Source organism: Burkholderia sp. lig30 (genome assembly GCF_000687455.2).
In the GTDB taxonomy this organism is placed as follows: Bacteria; Pseudomonadota; Gammaproteobacteria; order Burkholderiales; family Burkholderiaceae; genus Burkholderia.
The window spans coordinates 13866-31634 of sequence record NZ_JGVW01000072.1 but is presented as its reverse complement, the minus strand read 5'-3'; the positions used below and the strand labels follow the sequence as shown (position 1 = coordinate 31634).

The 17769-nt window shown below is 69.3% G+C and carries 19 protein-coding genes and 2 tRNA genes; 14 read left to right on the top strand and 7 right to left on the bottom strand.

What is annotated here, in order from left to right:
• Positions 1–84: 84 nt before the first annotated feature.
• The 3 genes from moeA to LIG30_RS11220 are packed head-to-tail and all read left to right on the top strand — an operon-like array spanning position 85 to position 2155.
• On the top strand, positions 85–1362 hold the full coding sequence (gene moeA / locus LIG30_RS11230) for a molybdopterin molybdotransferase MoeA (protein ID WP_038712120.1): 1278 nt from the start codon (positions 85–87) through the stop codon (positions 1360–1362).
• Between the two features lie 38 nt (positions 1363–1400).
• Positions 1401–1676, top strand: coding sequence for a hypothetical protein (locus tag LIG30_RS11225; protein ID WP_006476519.1), 276 nt, complete (start codon positions 1401–1403; stop codon positions 1674–1676).
• Positions 1673–2155 carry a GNAT family N-acetyltransferase gene (locus LIG30_RS11220; protein ID WP_038712118.1) on the top strand — a complete coding sequence of 161 codons (483 nt, stop codon included), beginning with the start codon at positions 1673–1675 and terminating at the stop codon, positions 2153–2155. The genes LIG30_RS11225 and LIG30_RS11220 overlap by 4 nt, the downstream gene beginning before the upstream one ends.
• Positions 2156–2249: 94 nt before the next feature.
• Here LIG30_RS11220 and rmuC read toward each other — a convergent pair whose 3' ends face one another.
• The 5 genes from rmuC to pncB form a co-directional block, all read right to left on the bottom strand.
• Positions 2250–3719 (bottom strand): DNA recombination protein RmuC, encoded by a 1470-nt coding sequence (gene rmuC, locus LIG30_RS11215; protein WP_038712116.1) that lies wholly within the window; start codon positions 3717–3719, stop codon positions 2250–2252.
• The gene (locus LIG30_RS11210; RefSeq protein WP_038712197.1) at positions 3716–4705 is read right to left on the bottom strand and encodes a 2-hydroxyacid dehydrogenase; all 990 of its coding nucleotides are present in this window, start codon (positions 4703–4705) and stop codon (positions 3716–3718) included. Before LIG30_RS11210 ends, rmuC begins: the two co-directional genes overlap by 4 nt.
• Before the next feature lie 72 nt (positions 4706–4777).
• Complete coding sequence (locus tag LIG30_RS11205; protein WP_038712114.1) at positions 4778–6208, bottom strand: sodium:proton antiporter; 1431 nt, start codon at positions 6206–6208, stop codon at positions 4778–4780.
• A gap of 44 nt (positions 6209–6252) precedes the next feature.
• Entirely contained in the window at positions 6253–6915 is a 663-nt protein-coding gene (locus LIG30_RS11200) for a LutC/YkgG family protein (RefSeq protein ID WP_038712113.1), read from the bottom strand.
• Between the two features lie 93 nt (positions 6916–7008).
• The gene (gene pncB / locus LIG30_RS11195; RefSeq protein WP_038712112.1) at positions 7009–8205 is read right to left on the bottom strand and encodes a nicotinate phosphoribosyltransferase; all 1197 of its coding nucleotides are present in this window, start codon (positions 8203–8205) and stop codon (positions 7009–7011) included.
• Positions 8206–8451: 246 nt separating this feature from the next.
• Between pncB and fdxA the strand changes: the two genes are divergently transcribed.
• From fdxA to LIG30_RS11155, 8 genes are all read left to right on the top strand, one after another.
• Positions 8452–8775: a ferredoxin FdxA gene (gene fdxA / locus LIG30_RS11190; protein WP_038712111.1), complete on the top strand. Its 324-nt coding sequence runs from the start codon at positions 8452–8454 to the stop codon at positions 8773–8775.
• Between the two features lie 97 nt (positions 8776–8872).
• A tRNA-Asn gene (locus LIG30_RS11185) sits at positions 8873–8948 on the top strand.
• Positions 8949–9011: 63 nt separating this feature from the next.
• Positions 9012–9087 (top strand) — tRNA-Asn (locus LIG30_RS11180).
• Between the two features lie 102 nt (positions 9088–9189).
• Positions 9190–9675 carry a CreA family protein gene (locus LIG30_RS11175; protein ID WP_038712109.1) on the top strand — a complete coding sequence of 162 codons (486 nt, stop codon included), beginning with the start codon at positions 9190–9192 and terminating at the stop codon, positions 9673–9675.
• 56 nt (positions 9676–9731) lie between these two features.
• Complete coding sequence (locus LIG30_RS11170; RefSeq protein WP_038712108.1) at positions 9732–10640, top strand: AraC family transcriptional regulator; 909 nt, start codon at positions 9732–9734, stop codon at positions 10638–10640.
• 191 nt (positions 10641–10831) lie between these two features.
• Positions 10832–11596 (top strand): AzlC family ABC transporter permease, encoded by a 765-nt coding sequence (locus LIG30_RS11165; RefSeq protein ID WP_038712106.1) that lies wholly within the window; start codon positions 10832–10834, stop codon positions 11594–11596.
• Positions 11593–11934 (top strand): AzlD domain-containing protein, encoded by a 342-nt coding sequence (locus LIG30_RS11160; RefSeq protein WP_038712104.1) that lies wholly within the window; start codon positions 11593–11595, stop codon positions 11932–11934. Before LIG30_RS11165 ends, LIG30_RS11160 begins: the two co-directional genes overlap by 4 nt.
• Positions 11935–12195: 261 nt before the next feature.
• Complete coding sequence (locus tag LIG30_RS11155; protein WP_038712103.1) at positions 12196–12963, top strand: DUF4088 family protein; 768 nt, start codon at positions 12196–12198, stop codon at positions 12961–12963.
• A gap of 117 nt (positions 12964–13080) precedes the next feature.
• Here LIG30_RS11155 and LIG30_RS11150 read toward each other — a convergent pair whose 3' ends face one another.
• On the bottom strand, positions 13081–13482 hold the full coding sequence (locus LIG30_RS11150; RefSeq protein WP_038712101.1) for a hypothetical protein: 402 nt from the start codon (positions 13480–13482) through the stop codon (positions 13081–13083).
• A 299-nt stretch (positions 13483–13781) separates the two neighbouring features.
• Here LIG30_RS11150 and LIG30_RS11145 point away from each other — a divergent pair, with 299 nt between their 5' ends.
• From LIG30_RS11145 to fumC, 3 genes are all read left to right on the top strand, one after another.
• A complete protein-coding gene (locus tag LIG30_RS11145; protein ID WP_038712100.1) occupies positions 13782–14000 on the top strand; it encodes an RNA-binding S4 domain-containing protein in 219 nt (72 codons plus the stop codon).
• Between the two features lie 119 nt (positions 14001–14119).
• Positions 14120–15505 (top strand): multidrug efflux MATE transporter NorM, encoded by a 1386-nt coding sequence (norM, locus tag LIG30_RS11140; protein ID WP_038712099.1) that lies wholly within the window; start codon positions 14120–14122, stop codon positions 15503–15505.
• Between the two features lie 138 nt (positions 15506–15643).
• Positions 15644–17038, top strand: coding sequence for a class II fumarate hydratase (gene fumC, locus LIG30_RS11135; RefSeq protein ID WP_038712097.1), 1395 nt, complete (start codon positions 15644–15646; stop codon positions 17036–17038).
• Between the two features lie 138 nt (positions 17039–17176).
• On the opposite strand, the gene LIG30_RS11130 is transcribed toward fumC, so the two are convergent.
• A complete protein-coding gene (locus tag LIG30_RS11130; RefSeq protein WP_038712096.1) occupies positions 17177–17683 on the bottom strand; it encodes an acyl-CoA thioesterase in 507 nt (168 codons plus the stop codon).
• Positions 17684–17769: the final 86 nt, after the last annotated feature.

The following is a 17769-nucleotide window of genomic DNA, read 5'->3' as shown; positions in this document are numbered from 1 at the left end:
CTCGCCGCATGCGACGCCGCGCCCGCGCGCCGCTGTCGGCATGCCGGCCATGAACACGATACGCCTCGCGGCGCCGCCCGACTCATGACCACGCAGACCTCGTCCGATTCCCGCCCCGCTCCCGGCCACGATGCGCCGCTGACGCTCGCCGATGCCCAGGCCCTGGCGCTTCGCTTCGCCGTGCCGGTCGGCGCGTGCGATACCGTGCCGCTGCACGACGCGCTCGGCCGGGTGCTCGCTCACGACGTCCAGGCACCGTTCGACATTCCCGCGTACGACAACTCGGCGATGGACGGCTATGCGTTCGACGGCGTCGAACTGGCGCACGGCGCGCCCGACGGCAGCGTCACGCTCGCGATCGCGGGCGCCGCGTTCGCCGGCCATCCTTTCGACGGCGCCGTGCCCGCGGGCGGCTGCATCCGCATCATGACGGGCGCGCCGGTGCCGGCCGGATGCGACACGGTGATTCCGCAGGAGCGCGTCGACGCGCAAGCCGGCACGATTCGCTTCGCCGTGCGCGACGTGCCGCGAGGCGCGAACTGCCGCAAGGCGGGCGAGGATCTCGCGCGCGGCGCCTGCGCGCTCGCCGCCGGCCGCGTCCTGCGCGCCGCGGATCTCGGCCTGCTCGCGTCGTTCGGCATCGCCGCGATCGCCGTCCGCCGCCGCCTGCGCGTCGCCGTGTTCTCCACCGGCGACGAGCTGCGCGCACCGGGCGAGCCGCTCGCTCCCGGCATGCTCTATGACAGCAATCGCGTGATGCTGCTCGCGATGCTCGCCAGCCTGAACGTCGAGCCGCTCGACCTCGGCATCGTGCGGGACGATCCCGCCGCGCTCGAGGCGGCGGTCCGCGACGCCGCCGCGCGCGCCGATGCGATCGTCACGTCGGGCGGCGTGTCGGCCGGCGAGGCGGATTTCACGCGCGACGTGATGGCGCGGCTCGGCGACGTCACGTTCGCCAGCCTCGCGCTGCGCCCCGGCCGCCCGCTCGCGTGCGGCGCCGTAGCGCCCGGCGTGCCGTTCTTCGGCCTGCCCGGCAACCCGGTCGCGGCCGCCGTGACGTTCGACGCAATCGTGCGTCCCGCGCTGCTGGCAATGGCCGGCGCACAGACGCCATCGCCCGCAATGTACACGGCGCTCAGCACGCATGCGCTGAAAAAGCGCCCGGGCCGCACCGAATATCTGCGCGGCATCGCCACGCGCGCCGCCGACGGCCGCTGGCACGTCGCGCCGGCGGGGTCGCAAAGCTCCGCGTCGCTGAGCGGCCTGAGCGCGGCCAACTGCTTCATCGTGCTCGGGCACGATGCGGCGGCCATCGACGCCGGCATGCCGGTCGACATCCTGCCGTTCGACGGCACGATCTGAATTCCAATCCCAGCACATTTCTACGGGGCAATACGAACATGAAGAAACAAATTTCCTCGATCGCCGCGGGGCAGACCGCCAAGGCGCTGATCCTCGTCTACCTGACCTTCAGCGTGCCGATCGTGCTGCTCGGCATTCTCGTCGCGTACATCCGCTACGGGATGGTCGAGCTCAGCACGATCCTGAGCGCGCTGCTGCTGAACGCGATCCTGGGATTCGTGCTGCTGTGGATCGCGTGCCATGCGTACAACTGGGTCGCGTCGCGTTTCGGCGGCATCGAGATCGTGCTGTCCGACCCGCCGGAGGAAGCATGAGCGGCGCCGCGACCCTCCGCGCGGCCGAGGCCCGCGATGTCGGCGCGATCCTCGCGCTGATGCGCGAACTGGCCGATTTCGAGAAGCTCACGCACCTGTTCGTCGCCACCGGGGACGACCTCGCCGACGCACTGTTCGGCCCCCGCCCGTCCGCGGAGGCGCTCGTCGCCGAGCGCGACGGCGCGATCGTCGGCTACGCGCTGTTCTTCCACAATTACTCGACCTTCCTGGGCCGCCGCGGCCTGTATCTGGAAGATCTCTACGTGCAGCCGTCGCAGCGCGGCACCGGCCTCGGCACGGCGATGCTGAAGCGGCTCGCCGCGCTGGCCGTCGAGCGCCGCTGCGCCCGTTTCGAATGGTCGGTGCTCGACTGGAACCAGCCGGCGATCGACTTCTATCAGAAGATGGGCGCGACCGTGATGCCCGACTGGCGCATCGTGCGCGTGACGGGCGACGCGCTCGCCACGCTCGCGGGCTGACGCCGGCCGCGCGGCTCATTCAGCGACAAGGGGCGCCTCGGCGCCCCTTGCACTTTTCGCACACGCGCGCCGGCCGGCATGCGCGCGAGACGGATCACGCGTCGTCGTTGTCCGCGCCGTCGGCGCCCAGCAGGCCCGCCGCCGTGTCGCCGGGCAGCGCTTCGACCTCTTTGAGCTTGCGGTTCATCACGCGCGTGCGCTGCTCGGCCGCCTCGATCGAGCGCGTGACCGTCTCGAGCTGGGACTTGGTGCGCGCGAGCACGTCGCCGAACTTGCCGAACTCCGTCTTCACCGCACCGAGCACCTGCCACACCTCGCTCGAGCGCTTTTCGATCGCGAGCGTCCTGAACCCCATCTGCAGGCTGTTCAGCAGCGCGGTCAGCGTCGTCGGGCCGGCCACCGTCACGCGATAGTCGCGCTGCAGCAGGTCGGTCAGCCCGGGGCGGCGCAGGATTTCCGCGTACAGGCCCTCGGTCGGCAGGAACAGCAGCGCGAAATCGGTCGTGTGCGGCGGCGCGACGTACTTCTCGGCGATCGTGCGCGCCTCAGCCCGCACGCGCGCCTCGAGCGCGCGCGCCGCTTCGTCGACCGCAGCCGCATCCGCGCGCTCCTGCGCGTCGATCAGCCGCTCATAGTCCTCGCGCGGGAATTTCGCGTCGATCGGCAGCCAGACCGGCTGCGCGTCGCCGCCACCCTCCTGACGCCCCGGCAGGCGGATCGCGAACTCGACCCGCTCGCTGCTCTTCGGCACGGTCGCGACGTTCTTCGCGTACTGGTCCGGCGTCAGCATCTGCTCGAGCAATGCCTCGAGCTGCACTTCGCCCCAGGTGCCGCGCGTCTTCACGTTGGTCAGCACCTTCTTCAGGTCGCCGACGCCCGCCGCGAGCGTCTGCATCTCGCCGAGCCCGCGATGCACCTGCTCGAGCCGGTCGGACACCAGCTTGAACGATTCGCCGAGCCGTTGCTCGAGCGTGGCGTGCAGCTTCTCGTCCACCGTGCGGCGCATTTCCTCGAGCTTGGCCGCGTTGTTCGTCTCGATTTCCTTCAGGCGCTGCTCGAGCGTCGCGCGCACTTCGCCGATGCGCCGGTCGTTCGCCTCGGTGAGCTGGGTGAGCTGGCGGTTGAGCGTCTCGCCGAACAGCCTGAGCGCCGTGCCCTGCTCGTCGCGCGCCTGCTGCGCCTGCCGGTGCAGGCTCTCGCGCATCGCGTCGAAATGCTGCGTGTTCGCGGCGACGAGCTTCGCGAGCTGCTGCGCGAACCCGTCGATCTGGTTGTTCTGCACGGTCGCGACGCTCGTAAGCTGCGCGGCGAGCGTCTGCTGCAGCCGCGCGAAGCTGCCCGCCATCTCGGTACGCGAGCCGCGCGAGCTTTCGACGATCTCGCCGCGCAGCTCGCGTTCGAGCCGCTCGTACGCGCGCGCCTGCTCGTGCGCCGCGTCCTCGATCTGCTCGCCGAGCAGCGCCGCGTCGTCGTTGCGGCCCGCGCCGCGCGCGACGATGACGAGCGCCACCGCCAGCGCGACGGCCAGCAGGATGACCGCCGCGATCAACAACGTCGTCGTCATGCGCGCGCCTTCCCGATGACCTCGGGGTTGACCGGATTCGGCGGGCGCCCCGCGCGCGGCCCCTCGCCGAGCGCGGCGATCAGGTTGTCGGCGGCAAGGTTCGCCATCGCGCGGCGCGTCTTCTCGGTCGCGCTCGCGATGTGCGGCGTCAGCACGACGTTCGGCACGTCGAGCAGCGCCGGGTTCAGCTTCGGCTCGCCCTCGAACACGTCGAGGCCCGCCGCGGCGATCCGCTTGTCGCGCAGCGCGGCGGCGAGCGCCGCGTCGTCGACGATCCCGCCGCGCGCGATGTTGGTCAGCGTCGCGGTGGGCTTCATCAGTGCGAGTTCGGCCGCGCCGATCGTGTGGTGATTTTCCTTCGTGTACGGCAGCACGAGCACGACGTGATCGGCACGCGCGAGCAGCGCTTCCTTCGACACGTATTCGGCATTCAGCGCCGCCTCGATCTCGGGCGCGACCCGCGAGCGGTTGTGGTAGATCACCTGCATGTCGAAGCCGCGCGCGCGCCGCGCGAGCGCCTGGCCGATGCGGCCCATGCCGATGATGCCGAGCGTCGCGCCATGCACGTCACTGCCGAGAAAGCCGTCGTATTCCCACTTCTGCCAGCGCCCGGCGCGCAGCCAGTGCTCGGACTCCGAGATGCGGCGCGCGGCGGCCATCATCAGCGCCCAGCCGAAATCGGCGGTGGATTCGTTCAGCACGTCCGGCGTATTGGTGCCAAGCACGTTCGCCGCGTTGAACGCGGCCATGTCGAAGTTGTTGTAGCCAACGGCCATGTTCGACACGACGCGCAGCCGGGGCGCGGCCGCCAGCGTCGACGCGCCGATCGGGTCGCCCGCGGTCAGCGCGCCATCCTTGTCGGCGAGCCGCGCGGCGAGCGCATCGGGCGCGAGCGCGTCGCCGTTGTTCCAGTCGACGTCGAAATGCTGCCTGAGCCGTTCGACCACGTCCGGAAAGATCGCCCGCGCAACCAGGATCTTCTGCATCATCCTCTCCCTGTCCCGCATGCGGCGCGCATCGCGCGATGTGCCGCATGCCCATCGTTGAAAATCGCCAGCTTACGCCGGGAAGAATATCCACGTCGTCAGCAGGAATACCGGCACCAGCACGGCCACCGCCCAGCCGACATACGCGAAGAAGCTCGGCATCTTCACGCCGCGCGACTCGGCGATCGCCTTCACCATGAAGTTCGGCGCATTGCCGATGTAGCTGTTCGCGCCCATGAACACCGCGCCCGCGGAAATCGCGGCGAGCGTCGTCGCCCCCGTGGTCATCAGCGACACCGCGTCGCCGCCCGCGAGGTTGAAGAACACCAGGTAAGTCGGCGCGTTGTCGAGGAACGACGACAGCAGGCCGGTCGCCCAGAAGTACATCGCATCGACCGGCTTGCCGTCCGGCCCGGTGACAAGATGGACGATCGTCGCGAACGCGCCGTCGGCGCCCGCACGCAGGATCACGATCACCGGCGCGATCGTCACGAAGATGCCCGCGAACAGCTTCGCGACCTCCTCGATCGGCGCCCAGTTGAACGCGTTGCCCTCGCGCGCGGAGCGCGGCGTGAGTGCGAGCGACGCGAACGTGACGCCGACGAGCGCCGCGTCGCGAACGACGTTCTGCAGCGCGACGCGCGTGCCCCACACATCGAATGTGACACCGGGCTTCCAGATGCCGCTCATCAGCACGAGCGCGATCACCGCGGCGAGCAGCACGAAGTTGATCTTGCCGTCGATCGACAGCGCGGCGTCGTCGGGCGTCGGGTCGAGGGCGGCCGGACGCGCCTCGCCGCCCGTCCGGTAGAAATGCGTGTCGAGCAGGTAGAACACCGTCAGCAGCACCGCACAGATGAACAGCATCGGCAGCGCGAGATGCGCGGTCGTCCAGAAGAAGCTCACGCCGTTCAGGAAGCCGAGGAACAGCGGCGGATCGCCGAGCGGCGACAGCGAGCCGCCCGCGTTCGCGACGAGGAAGATGAAGAAGATCACGACGTGCACGACGTGCTTGCGGTTGTCGTTCGCACGCAGCAGCGGCCGGATCAGCAGCATCGCCGCGCCGGTCGTGCCCATCACGCTCGCGAGCACCGTGCCGAGCGCGAGGATGGCGGTGTTGAGGCGCGGCGTGCCGTGCAGGTTGCCGTTCACGCAGATGCCGCCCGCCACCGTGTACAGCGCCGTCAGCAGCACGATGAACGGGATGTACTCGTCGAGCAGCGCATGCACGAGCGTGCCGAACGCGGTGCCGGCGCCGAACACGGCGGCGAACGGGATCAGGAACGCGGTCGCCCACGCGGCCGCGATCTTGCCGAAGTGGTGATGCCAGAACACCGGCGCGGCGAGCGGGAACAGCGCGATGGACAACAGGACCCCGGCGAACGGGACACCCCAGAGTGCGGACAGGGTGGCGCCGTCGAGTGTCGCGGCCGACGCGAGCGCGGGAGCCGCGCCAAGCGCAGCCCCCGACGCCATGCCCGCCCAGGCGGCATGTCGTTTCATGGTGACTTCCTTTCGAGATGCGGCGGGTGCAGGCGCCTAACGCGTCACGCGCCGCGCACGACGATCGCGTGCACGCGATACGGGCCGTGCGCACCCAGCACGATGGTTTGCTCGATGTCGCCCGTGCGCGACGGGCCGGACACGAAGTTGACCGCGCGCGGCAGCTCGCCACGCTCCGAGCGGATCAGCGCGAACGCATCTTCGTGGCCGGCGACGATCCGCGACGCGGGCACGATTGCGATATGCGTCTCCGGCAGCAGGCCGGCCGACGCATAGGTATCGGGACTAGACAGCAGAACCAACGATCCGGTTTCCGCCGTCGCGCAAAAAACGCCGGTAACGCAGACGAGATCGCCGTCGCCGGGCTTGCGGAATTCGACATCGAGGCCGGCCTGCGCCCAGTCGAGGCCGGCCAGCGTGCGCCATGCGGCCGCCCGCGTGGGCAGGCCGTGCGCGGACAGGTAACGCGCCGCTGCGGCGGGCGCGTCGTCGAGGGTCGCGACTTCGTCGACCGTGGTCGAGAGTTGGGTGGCCTCGTCGACGAACCACGCGACGAGATCGGCGGGCGATGGCGGGCGCGGCCCTTGTGGACGACGGGCCACGTAATCGGCGGCACTGTCGCGCTCCGCAGCGTCGGGTTCGGCCGTGCGCCCCTGCGCCGCACGGATGCGCGCCAGGATGTTGCGACGGGCGGCGGAAGTGTCCATGGAACGATCCTTGTGACGTTGGCCAACGATACCGCCCGGATTATACCGGCCGCCCTCCCCGCGCACACCCTCGGCCAGGCGGCCGGCGGGCGATTACTGCGACGCGTCGTCGGCCGGCTGCGCGATGCCGAACACCTGGCGCAGATAGGCGAGATACGCCTTGTCGTCGCACATGCTCTTGCCCGGGGAATCGGACAGCTTCGCGACCGGCTGGCCGTTGCAGCGAACCATCTTGATGACGATCTGCAGCGGCACGTAGCCGAGGTCGTTGGTCAGGTTGGTGCCGACCCCGAACGCGAGCTTGCAGCGCCCGCGGAACCGTTCGTAGAGCTGCATGACCTTCGGGATGTCGAGCGCGTCGGAGAACACCAGCACCTTGGTGCGCGGGTCGCAGCGGTTCTCCTCGTAATGCCGGATCATCCGCTCGCCCCACTCGAACGGGTTGCCCGAGTCGTGGCGCGCGCCGTCGAACAGCTTGCAGAAGTACATGTCGAAGTCGCGCAGGAACGCATCCATCCCGTAGACGTCCGACAGCGCGATGCCGAGGTCGCCGCGGTATTCCTTCGCCCACATCTCGAGGCCGTAGGTCTGCGAGTCGCGCAGTCTCGGGCCGAGCGCCTGGCATGCCTGCAGGTACTCGTGCGCCATCGTGCCGAGCGGCGTGATGCCGTGCTTCATCGCATAGAGCACGTTGCTGGTGCCGGCGAACTGCGGGCCGAGGCCGTCGCGCAGCGTGAGCGCGACCTCCTCGTGCCACTCCTTCGAGAAGCGCCGCCGCGTGCCGTAATCGGCGATCTTGCAGTCGGCGAATTCGGGACGCGCGCCGAGCAGCGCGATCTTCTCGCGCAGCCGCTCGCGACCCTCGCCGTAGTCGGGATCGCGCTGCGTGTTGCGGAAGTAGACCTGGTTGACGATCGCGAGCACCGGGATCTCGAACAGGATCGTATGCAGCCACGGCCCCCTGATCGCGATGTCGATCTCGCCGTTGCCGTTCGGCGACGGCGCGATCGAGATGTATTTCTCGTTCAGGTGGAAGAGCGCGAGGAAATCGACGAAATCGCTCTTGATGAAGCGCATGCGGCGCAGGTAGTCGAGCTCGTCGTCGGAAAAGCGCAGCGCGCACAGGCCGCGCACCTCGTCGCGGATCTCGTTGATGTACGGCACGAGATCGATGCCCGGCGTGCGGCACTTGAAGCGGTACTCGACGCTTGCGGCCGGAAAGTGATGCAGGACGACCTGCATCATCGTGAATTTGTACAGGTCGGTGTCGAGCAGCGAAGTGATGATCATGATTGCGGAACCGCCAGAATCGGGGCAGGACTCGGCGCACCGCGCGCCGCCCGGCCTGCGGCCATGTTACCCGAATGCGTGCCGGACCATCCGGATGGCCGTCGCTGACGCCTGCGGCCATAAACTAATCACGAAACGGTATAAGCCGAAAAGCCGAGTGTGATAGACGGGTTTTGCTCATCAGTTACAATGCGCGTTTTGGCGCCCACGCCACCCCATATACACCGCCAAGCAGGAGCGTTTTGAATGACTCACGTTGTGACCGAAGGCTGCATCAAGTGCAAATACACGGACTGCGTCGATGTGTGCCCGGTGGATTGCTTCCGTGAAGGTCCCAACTTTCTCGCCATCGATCCGGACGAGTGCATCGACTGCGCGGTGTGCGTGGCCGAGTGCCCGACCAATGCGATCTATGCCGAAGAAGACGTTCCGGGCGACCAGCAGCAGTTCACCGCGCTGAACGCGGAGCTGGCGAAATCCTGGCCGTCGATCACGAAGACGAAGCCGGCGCCGGCCGACGCGGACGAGTGGAAGGACGTGCAGGACAAGCTGCACCTGCTCGAGCGCTGATCGCACGGCCGCGCGCCCGAAAAAGTGAGCGGCCACGCATCAAAGGTGTTGACAGGCTAGCCAACACCCAATAAAATCTCGTTTCTCTGCTGTTTGTTCCCCGATAGCTCAGTTGGTAGAGCGCCGGACTGTTAATCCGTAGGTCCCTGGTTCGAGCCCAGGTCGGGGAGCCAAAAAAATGCAAAAGCCCGCTGGACGGGTTTTTACATGGTAGACAGACGCAGAACCGTTTTTATTCCCCGATAGCTCAGTCGGTAGAGCGCCGGACTGTTAATCCGTAGGTCCCTGGTTCGAGCCCAGGTCGGGGAGCCAAACAGCGAAAGGCCCGTCATTCGACGGGCCTTTTGTTTTTCCGGCATGCCGCCGCGCGCGTGCTAGAGTCTGTCTCCCGCAGACCTCGCTTCCGACCCGCCGATGAAGAGCCGCCTCATGACCGCCGTGTCGCCCCTCCCCGTCCTCGCGGCGCTGGCCGTCGCGCCGCTCGCGCACGCGGAGGACGTCGGCAGCGTCAACACCAATTTCCACCTGACGGGCTCCGACCGCGTGGTCGTCGAGGCCTATGACGATCCGCTCGTCGCCGGCGTGACCTGCTACGTGTCGCGCGCGCGCACCGGCGGCATCAAGGGCTCGCTCGGCCTCGCCGAAGATCCGACCGAAGCATCGATCGCCTGCCGGCAGGTCGGCGCGATCCGCTTCGGCGAGCCGCTCAGGCAGCAGAGCGACGTGTTCAGCGAGCGGATGTCGTTCGTCTTCAAGACGCTGCACGTGGTGCGCATCGTCGACAGGAAGCGCAACACGCTCGTCTACCTGACCTACAGCGACCGGGTCGTCAGCGGCAGCCCGAAGAACAGCGTCACCGCGGTGCCGGTGCCCGCCGACACGCCGATCCCGGTCAAGTAAGCGGGCCGGCCGCGCGCCGGTCTACACTATCGGCCCGACCGTTTCCGCGCCCCGCCATGCCCGCCGCCCGCTCCCGAGACTCCGCCCGCTACTGGCGCACCCCGCTCCTGCCGGGCGCTGATCTCGTCACGGCCACCTATCGCGACCATGCGTTCGCGCCACACTGGCACGACGCGTACACGATCCCCGTCATCGAGGCAGGTGCCGAGCGCTACACCTGTCGCGGCACCGGCTACGTCGCGGAGACGGGCACCGTGCCCGTGATCAATCCCGGCGAAGTGCATACCGGCTCGCGCGCGACCGACGACGGCTGGCGCTACCGGGTCAGCTACGTGCCGGTCGAATTCATCCGCTCGCTCGCGCGCGCAATCACCGGCCACCCGCAGGACGCCCCGTGGTTTCCACCGGACGTGATCCGCGATCCGGACCTCGCCGCGCGCGTCGCGCATGCGCACCGGCTGATGGAAGCCGGCAGCGAGCGGGCGGCGGCGTCGCACGAGCACGAACATGGGCCAACGGTGGCCGACGCGGCCGTTGGCGGCGCGCGGCGAATCTACGATCCCCTCGCCGCGCAGACCGCCATGCTCGATGCGTTCTCGACGCTGATCGTCCGCCACGCCGACACGCATCCGCGGCCACCCCCGCTTGCCACCGACGAGCCGCGCGTCGAAGCGATGCAGGCGCGGCTCGCCGCGGACCTGACGAACGCAGTAACGCTCGACGAGGTCGCGCAGGCGGCCGGCCTGTCGCCGTTCCACGCGGCGCGCCTCTTCTCGCGCACGACCGGCATGCCGCCGCATGCATGGCGCAACCAGTTGCGGCTGCAGCGCGCGCTCGCGCCACTGCGTGCCGGCGTGCCCGTCGCCGACGTCGCAGCGGCGAGCGGCTTCGTCGACCAGAGTCATTTCACCCGGCATTTCAAGCGCATGTTCGGCGTGCCGCCCGGGCGCTGGCAGGCGCGCTGACGCGGATTGGCGTGCCGGCTGCGCCCATGCCGATACGGCCATCCCCCCTGCCTTCGAGCGCCGCGCATCGGCAACGCGACTCCGCAACGAGCCGGGCGCGCGCACGCGATCGTAGCCGCCACGAAAAATCCCGCATTCGGCGCAAGAACGTACAAGCCGCGCGCGCCTCCGGGGGCTATCCTCCATGTCTCATGGAGGAGCAGTTCTTGAATCACCCGTCCAACCCGTCCCCCCGCCGCCCACTGAACGAGTGGCTCGACGGCGCGCGCGACACGATCCCGATGATGGTCGGCGCGGCGCCGTTCGGCGTGATCTTCGGCACGCTGGTCACGGCCGGCCCGCTCACGGGCTGGCATGGCGCGCTGATGTCCGTCGCCGTCTTCGCCGGTTCCGCGCAGTTCATCGCGCTCGGCCTGATCGCGGGCGGCGCGAGTTTCGCCGTCGTGCTCGCGACCACGCTGATCGTCAATCTGCGGCACCTGCTGTACAGCGCCACGCTCGCGCCGTACGTCGCCCACCTGCCGCTTCGCTGGCGCGCGACGCTCGGCGCGCTGCTGACGGACGAGGTGTTCGCCGTCGCGTACACGCACTACCGGCATTTCCCGCCCGGCACGATCGGGCCGCACTATTTCTTCGGTTCCGGCGTCGCGATGTACCTGAACTGGCAGCTCTGGACGATCGCCGGCCTGTGGTTCGGCGCGGCGTTCCCGGGGCTCCAGTCCCTCGGTCTCGATTTCGCGATGGCGGCCACCTTCATCGCGATCGTCGTCCCGCAGCTCGGGACGCTGCGCTATTTCGCGGCCGCCGCGACGGCCGGCACCCTCGCCTGGTTCTGGCAAGCCTGGCCGTACAAGCTCGGCCTGCTCGGCGCGGTCGCCGCCGGCGTCGCGGTCGGCGTCGCGCTGACGCTTTACGACCGCTCGCGCGCCGGATCGCGCACGGAGGCCGCCTCGTGAGCTACGCGCTTCTGATCGCCGGCATGGCCATCATCACCTACGCGATTCGCACCACGCTGTTCCTGTTCGGCGAGCGCCTGACATTCCCGCCGCTCGTGCGCACCGCGCTCGGCTTCGTGCCGGTGACGGTGCTCACCGCGATCATCGTGCCGATGACCGTCTCGCCGCACGGCGGCGCGGCCGAGCTGACCTGGCGCAATCCGCAGCTCGTCGGCGCGCTGGCCGCCGTGCTGGTGTCGGCCGCGACGCGCCGCCCGCTCGTGACCATCGCCGCCGGGCTCGCGGTGTTCTTCTTCTGGCAGGGTATCGTGCTGCCGCACGGCTGGCTGCCGGCCTGACGTCCGGAGGTCCTGAGGTCCTGACGTTCCGACGTCCGCGGGCCGGGCCAGCGCCCCCGAATGTCCGCCCGTGCGCGCGCCGCTCAAGTTTCGCGCCGCGCCGCCGATAAACGATTGAAGACCCGCCATCAGCCTTGGCGACTTCCGGTCTGTCGACGATTGCGGGCGCACTGGCCCGTCTCGCATGCCCGGCGCGTCCCCGCGCCGCCGGCGGGCGATCCGTCGGCATCCGGCAGACCCGGGCCGCCATCGAGACGATTCATGGGCCAGATCACTCTTTCCCTCAAGGACGACACTGTTGAGTCGCTGCGCAAGGATTACGACGCGTTCGTGCGCGTCTCGCAGAAGCTCGACCCGCATTTCGCGACGCCGTCGTTCGAAGACTTCCTGCGCGCCAAGCTGCTGGACAACATGGTGCCGCTCACCGAGCACGCCGTGCAGCGGATGCTGCAAGGCGGCCAGTACGCATGGGCGAAGCGCGCGCTCGACAAGGAATTTCCGGACGTCGTCGCCATCCTGATGCGGCAAGCCGGCGAATTCGGCTTCGGCTTCGCGTCGCGCTCCGAATGGACGCCGGACGAACTCGCGAAGGCGTGCCGCGACTGGGCGCGGGCAATCGTCTCCGAGGCACAGGGCGAGGAGGAGCTCGTCGATCCCCTCGCCGCGCAGATCAAGAGCGCGGTGCTGGATATCCAGACGCTCGAGGAGCGGATGCAGACGCCCGCGTGGCGGCTCGCCGAATCGCTGCGCCAGCGGATCTACGAAGCCAAGCTCGCATGCGAGATGAGCTCGGGCAGCACCGCGCGCGACAAGCTCGGCGAGTTGCGTGGCCTGCTGCGGCTGGGACTCGCGCACGGCTCGTTCCAGAAGCCCGAAGCGCAGCAGATCATGGAATACCTTCGGCTCCTGAAGCCGGAAATCTTCGTCGACGAGCCGGATGACGTCTTCGCGCGCCTCGCCTCCTGGCTGCGCAGCATGTTCACGAGCGTGCCGGCCCGGCCGGGCACGCAGCAGCAGCGCCGGCCCTGACGGCCCGCGCATGCGAAACGGCCCGGTCCGCCTGACGCGAACCGGGCCGTTGCCGAGCCGCCGCCGGCACGACGGGCCTTCCGGGGCGAACCGTCATGCCGGCACCGGCTTCGGCACTTATTGCGCGGCGCCTGGCGCCTGCGCCGCACCGTTCGCGCCGGCCGCCGCGCCACCCTGCACCGACGCCGCGCCGTCGAGCGCTTCGCCAGTCTTCGCCTTCGCCGCCGCAGTGTGGTGCTTCGCCGCGCTCGACGCGTGCTTGACGTGCTTCTTCGCCGCGTGCGTGGTCGCCGATGCGCCGTCCTTCACCGCATCCGTAGCGGCACCGGCGTCGTTGCCGGACGCATCGGCGCCCGCGCCCGCCTGCGCTTGCGCGCCCACGCCGCCGACCGGCGTCTGAACGTGCGCGCCGGCGCCCAGCGAACCCTGCGCGCCCGTCTGGGCAGTCTGCGCGAAGGCAGCCGAGGTGGCGAACGCCGCCAGCGCGGCACCGATCAGCATCGTATGAATCCTGGACATCGCTAAGCTCCTCTTGGAAGTTGTTGGCGCGGCCCGCTGGAACACGGGCCGCCGCCTGCCCCGCCGCAACATGCGGCAGGTATGGCTAGAGACCCGGCCGCTGCGCCGCCGGTTCGCGAATCTCGCAGACTGTTACCCGACGTTTCATTTGCTGACGAATCGCTCACACTCGCTTACACCTCCGGCCGTCCGCGCGTGACCGACTGCCCCCCGCGCCGCCCCCACCGCGCTCGCGTACCGGCCCGCCGTGCCGTATGATGCGAAACGATTTGTCTCGCGCCCCGCGCACCCTTTGCGTCATGCCCAATCTGGATTTCACGCTGACCGGCGAATTCGTCGAGTTGCACAACCTTCTCAAGATCACCGGCCTCGCCGACAGCGGCGGTTCCGCGAAGATGATCGTCGCGTCCGGCGCGGTGAAAGTCGACGGCGCGGTCGAGCTTCGCAAGACCTGCAAGATCCGCGCGGGCCAGGTGGTGCTGCTCGGCGACACGCGCATCGCGGTGCACGACGCGTAGCCGCCCCTCCCGGCGACAGGGCCATCGGGCGCTTGATCGACAGCGTGCGCGGAAAACCGTAAGCTAGCTTTCTCTCAAAATAACCACAGCGCGGGCCGGCACCCGCGCAAGCCCATCGCATGTCGCATTCCGGTCTCACGCGGACGGCCGCCACGCCGCCGTCGCTCTCCCGTCACGCCGCCGACACCGCGCGCCTCGCGGCCCCGCTCGCGATTGCGCAGCTCTCGCAAATGGCGATGAGCGTCACGGACACCATCCTGCTCGGCTCGCTCGGCCCCGACGCGCTCGCGGCGGGCGGCCTCGGCGCGAACCTGTTCTTCGTCGTCGTGACGGTGCTGCAAGGCGTGCTGTCGTCGGTCAGCGTCAGCGTCGCGCACGCGCGCGGCGCACAGGCCGACCATCGCGTGCCGCACATCTACTGGACCGGCTTCGCGCTGTCGCTGCTGCTCGCGATCCCCGCGATCGTCGCGCTGTCGCTGGCCGAGCCGATGCTGCTGCTGTTCCACGAGCCGCCGACGCTCGCGCGCGACGTCGGCCAATACTCGGACGTGCTGCGCTTCGCGGCGCTCGGCAGCCTGATCGGCGTCGGCCTGATGCGCGCGTTCCTGCCCGCGATCGGCGCCGCGCGCCGGCTGCTGTGGGTCTCGATCGGCAGCGTCGGCATCAATGCGGTGCTCAACTACGGGCTGATCCACGGCGCGTTCGGCCTGCCGCGCCTCGGCTTTCTCGGCTCGGCGGTCGCCACCACGATCACGATCTGGCTCACCGCGCTCGCGCTCGTCTGGCTGCTGCACAGCCGCACGCGCTTCCGGCACTTCGTGACCGCCGCGCGCCCGAAGCTGCCGCTGATGGGCGAGCTGCTCGGCATCGGCTGGCCGGTCGCGATCACCTACGGGGTCGAAGCGACGCTGTTCCTCGCCACCGGCCTGACGGTCGGCGTGCTCGGGCAAACCTCGCTCGCCGCGCACCAGATCGCACTGAACGTCGCGTCGGTCTCGTTCATGGTGCCGCTCGCGATCGGCCAGGCGGCCAACGTCCGGGTCGGCTACTGGGTCGGCGCCGGCGCGCCCGTGGCCGCGCGGCACGCCGGCTTCGTCGCGCTCGGGCTCGGCGTCGCGTTCATGTCGCTGTCCGGCCTCGTGATGATCGCCGCGCCTCGTGCGATCGTCAGCCTCTACCTGAACCTCGACGATCCGGCCAACGCCGCCACCGTCGCGCTCGCCGCGTCGCTGCTCGGCATCGCCGCGGTGTTCCAGATCGTCGACGGCATGCAGACGGTCGGCTCGGGCTGCCTGCGGGGCCTGAAGGACACCCGCATCCCGATGATCGCCGCGACCTTCGGCTACTGGGGCATCGGCTTTCCGACTGGCTACTGGCTCGCGTTTCACGCGGGCCTCGGCGCGCGCGGCCTCTGGTGGGGCCTGGCCGCCGGGCTCGCGAGCGTCGCCGCGCTGATGGCGTGGCGGTTCCACCGCAAGAGCGCGTCGCTCGCCGCGCGCGCGTGAGCGCGGGCCGCCGCGAATCCGCCGGCGGCGCTATGCTTGTCCGTTGAAGACGCCGCGCGCGAGCGGCGCGACTGCTTTCCCCCGATACACCCGCTGCCGCGCATGCGCGGCCCTTCCTCTCTCACGAAGGAGTGCATCATGAACGAAGCAGTTCGGATGGAACGCGACACGTTCGGCGAGATCGCCGTACCCGCCGCCCGGCTCTGGGGCGCGCAGACGGAGCGCTCGCTGCAGAACTTCCGGATCTCGACCGAAAAGCAGGCGCCGGAGCTGATTCACGCGCTTGCGATCGTCAAGCGCGCGGCGGCGGCGGTGAACCAGTCGCTCGGCGTGCTGGCCGAGGACAAGGCCGGCGCGATCATCGCCGCGGCCGACGAGATCATCGCCGGCCAGCATCCGCGCGAATTCCCGCTCGCCGTCTGGCAGACCGGCTCCGGCACGCAGACCAACATGAACCTCAACGAGGTGATCGCGAACCGCGCGAGCGAGCTTCTGGGCGGCGTGCGCGGCGAGGCGCGCAAGATCCACCCGAACGACGACGTGAACCGAGGCCAGTCGTCGAACGACGTGTTCCCGACCGCGATGCACGTCGCGGCCGCGTGCGCGATCGTCGGCCATCTGCTGCCCGCGCTGCGCACGCTGCGCACGACGCTCGACGGCAAGGCACGCGCGTTCGCGGACATCGTGAAGATCGGCCGCACGCATCTGCAGGATGCGACGCCGCTCACGCTCGGCCAGGAATTCTCCGGCTATGTCGCGCAGCTCGACCAGGGCATCCGCCACGTCGAATCGGCGCTGCCGCATTTATATGAGCTGGCGCTGGGCGGCACCGCGGTCGGCACGGGGCTGAATGCGCATCCGGAATTCGCGGTGCGGGTCGCAGACGAAATCGGCCGCCTGACGCAGCTGCCGTTCGTGACCGCGGCGAGCAAGTTCGAGGTGATGGCCGCAGCCGACGCGCTGGTGTTCGCGCACGGCGCACTGAAGACCGTCGCGGCCGGCCTGATGAAGATCGCCAACGACGTGCGCTGGCTCGCGAGCGGGCCGCGTTGCGGGCTGGGCGAACTGTCGATCCCGGAGAACGAGCCGGGCAGCTCGATCATGCCGGGCAAGGTGAATCCGACCCAGTCCGAGGCTGTGACGATGCTGTGCTGCCAGGTGTTCGGCAACGACGTCGCGGTCAACGTCGGCGGCGCGAGCGGGAATTTCGAGCTGAACGTGTTCCGGCCGATGATCGCGCACAACGTGCTGCAGTCGGTGCGGCTGCTCGCCGACGGCGCGCAGAGCTTCAACGACCACTGCGCGGTGGGCATCGAGCCGAACCGCGCGCGCATCGACGCGCTGCTGAACGAATCGCTGATGCTCGTGACGGCGCTCAATCCGCACATCGGCTACGACAAGTCCGCGCAGATCGCGAAGAAGGCGCACAAGGAAGGCACGACGCTGAAGGCCGCGGCGCTCGCGCTCGGCTATCTGACCGACGCCGAATTCGATGCGTGGGTGCGTCCGGAACAGATGACCGGCTCGCGCTGACGGCTGACACGCGCGCCGGCGGCGGACATCGGCGCGCGCAACATGCCGGCAACGCACACGAACACGCGTCGGCGCACCTTCACGAGATCAACGCGCGGCGCCGGGCTTCGTCCCGGCGGCAACAACGCGCAGCGCGCGTCAGACTTCGCCCTTCGCGACTTCCTCCGGCTTCAGCTCGACGATCTTGTCGAGCGCCGCGCGCACGTCCCCCGCGTATTTCGCGAGGCGCTTCTGCTCGTCGGTCTCGGGCACGAACGGCGGCACCGGCACCGGGTTGCCGTTCTCGTCGACCGCGACGAACACCACGAGGCAGTCGGTCGTCTGGCGCAGCACGCCACCCTTCGGGTCGCCGGCGTGCACGGACACGTGGATGTGCATGCTGGTGCGGCCAGTGGCCACGACACGCGCCTTCAGCTCGACCAGGTTGCCGACGAGGATCGGCCGCTGGAAGCGGATGTTGCCGACGCTGACCGTCACGCAATAACGGCTCGACCATACCGCCGCGCATGCGTAGGCGACCTCGTCGATCCATTTCATCAGCGCGCCGCCGTGCACCTTGCCGCCGAAATTCACGGACGTAGGCTCGGCGAGGAAACGGAATACGGTTTCGGTGCGATCGAGGGGGGCGGGGGACGAGACGGACATCTTGGCTCCAGGCTGCGCGGGGATTGGTATGATGCGGCGATTATACGGCGGGCTGCGGCATCGCGTCGCAGCGCGTGAGCATGGGC

What these genes read in the sequence shown, in the direction of transcription:
- moeA (WP_038712120.1), top strand. Translation starts at nt 85, where the DNA reads ATGACCACGCAGACCTCGTCCGATTCCCGCCCCGCTCCCGGCCACGAT.
- LIG30_RS11225 (WP_006476519.1), top strand. Translation starts at nt 1,401, where the DNA reads ATGAAGAAACAAATTTCCTCGATCGCCGCGGGGCAGACCGCCAAGGCG.
- LIG30_RS11220 (WP_038712118.1), top strand. Translation starts at nt 1,673, where the DNA reads ATGAGCGGCGCCGCGACCCTCCGCGCGGCCGAGGCCCGCGATGTCGGC.
- rmuC (WP_038712116.1), bottom strand. Translation starts at nt 3,719, where the DNA reads ATGACGACGACGTTGTTGATCGCGGCGGTCATCCTGCTGGCCGTCGCG.
- LIG30_RS11210 (WP_038712197.1), bottom strand. Translation starts at nt 4,705, where the DNA reads ATGCAGAAGATCCTGGTTGCGCGGGCGATCTTTCCGGACGTGGTCGAA.
- LIG30_RS11205 (WP_038712114.1), bottom strand. Translation starts at nt 6,208, where the DNA reads ATGAAACGACATGCCGCCTGGGCGGGCATGGCGTCGGGGGCTGCGCTT.
- LIG30_RS11200 (WP_038712113.1), bottom strand. Translation starts at nt 6,915, where the DNA reads ATGGACACTTCCGCCGCCCGTCGCAACATCCTGGCGCGCATCCGTGCG.
- pncB (WP_038712112.1), bottom strand. Translation starts at nt 8,205, where the DNA reads ATGATCATCACTTCGCTGCTCGACACCGACCTGTACAAATTCACGATG.
- fdxA (WP_038712111.1), top strand. Translation starts at nt 8,452, where the DNA reads ATGACTCACGTTGTGACCGAAGGCTGCATCAAGTGCAAATACACGGAC.
- LIG30_RS11175 (WP_038712109.1), top strand. Translation starts at nt 9,190, where the DNA reads ATGAAGAGCCGCCTCATGACCGCCGTGTCGCCCCTCCCCGTCCTCGCG.
- LIG30_RS11170 (WP_038712108.1), top strand. Translation starts at nt 9,732, where the DNA reads ATGCCCGCCGCCCGCTCCCGAGACTCCGCCCGCTACTGGCGCACCCCG.
- LIG30_RS11165 (WP_038712106.1), top strand. Translation starts at nt 10,832, where the DNA reads ATGGAGGAGCAGTTCTTGAATCACCCGTCCAACCCGTCCCCCCGCCGC.
- LIG30_RS11155 (WP_038712103.1), top strand. Translation starts at nt 12,196, where the DNA reads ATGGGCCAGATCACTCTTTCCCTCAAGGACGACACTGTTGAGTCGCTG.
- LIG30_RS11150 (WP_038712101.1), bottom strand. Translation starts at nt 13,482, where the DNA reads ATGTCCAGGATTCATACGATGCTGATCGGTGCCGCGCTGGCGGCGTTC.
- LIG30_RS11145 (WP_038712100.1), top strand. Translation starts at nt 13,782, where the DNA reads ATGCCCAATCTGGATTTCACGCTGACCGGCGAATTCGTCGAGTTGCAC.
- norM (WP_038712099.1), top strand. Translation starts at nt 14,120, where the DNA reads ATGTCGCATTCCGGTCTCACGCGGACGGCCGCCACGCCGCCGTCGCTC.
- fumC (WP_038712097.1), top strand. Translation starts at nt 15,644, where the DNA reads ATGAACGAAGCAGTTCGGATGGAACGCGACACGTTCGGCGAGATCGCC.
- LIG30_RS11130 (WP_038712096.1), bottom strand. Translation starts at nt 17,683, where the DNA reads ATGTCCGTCTCGTCCCCCGCCCCCCTCGATCGCACCGAAACCGTATTC.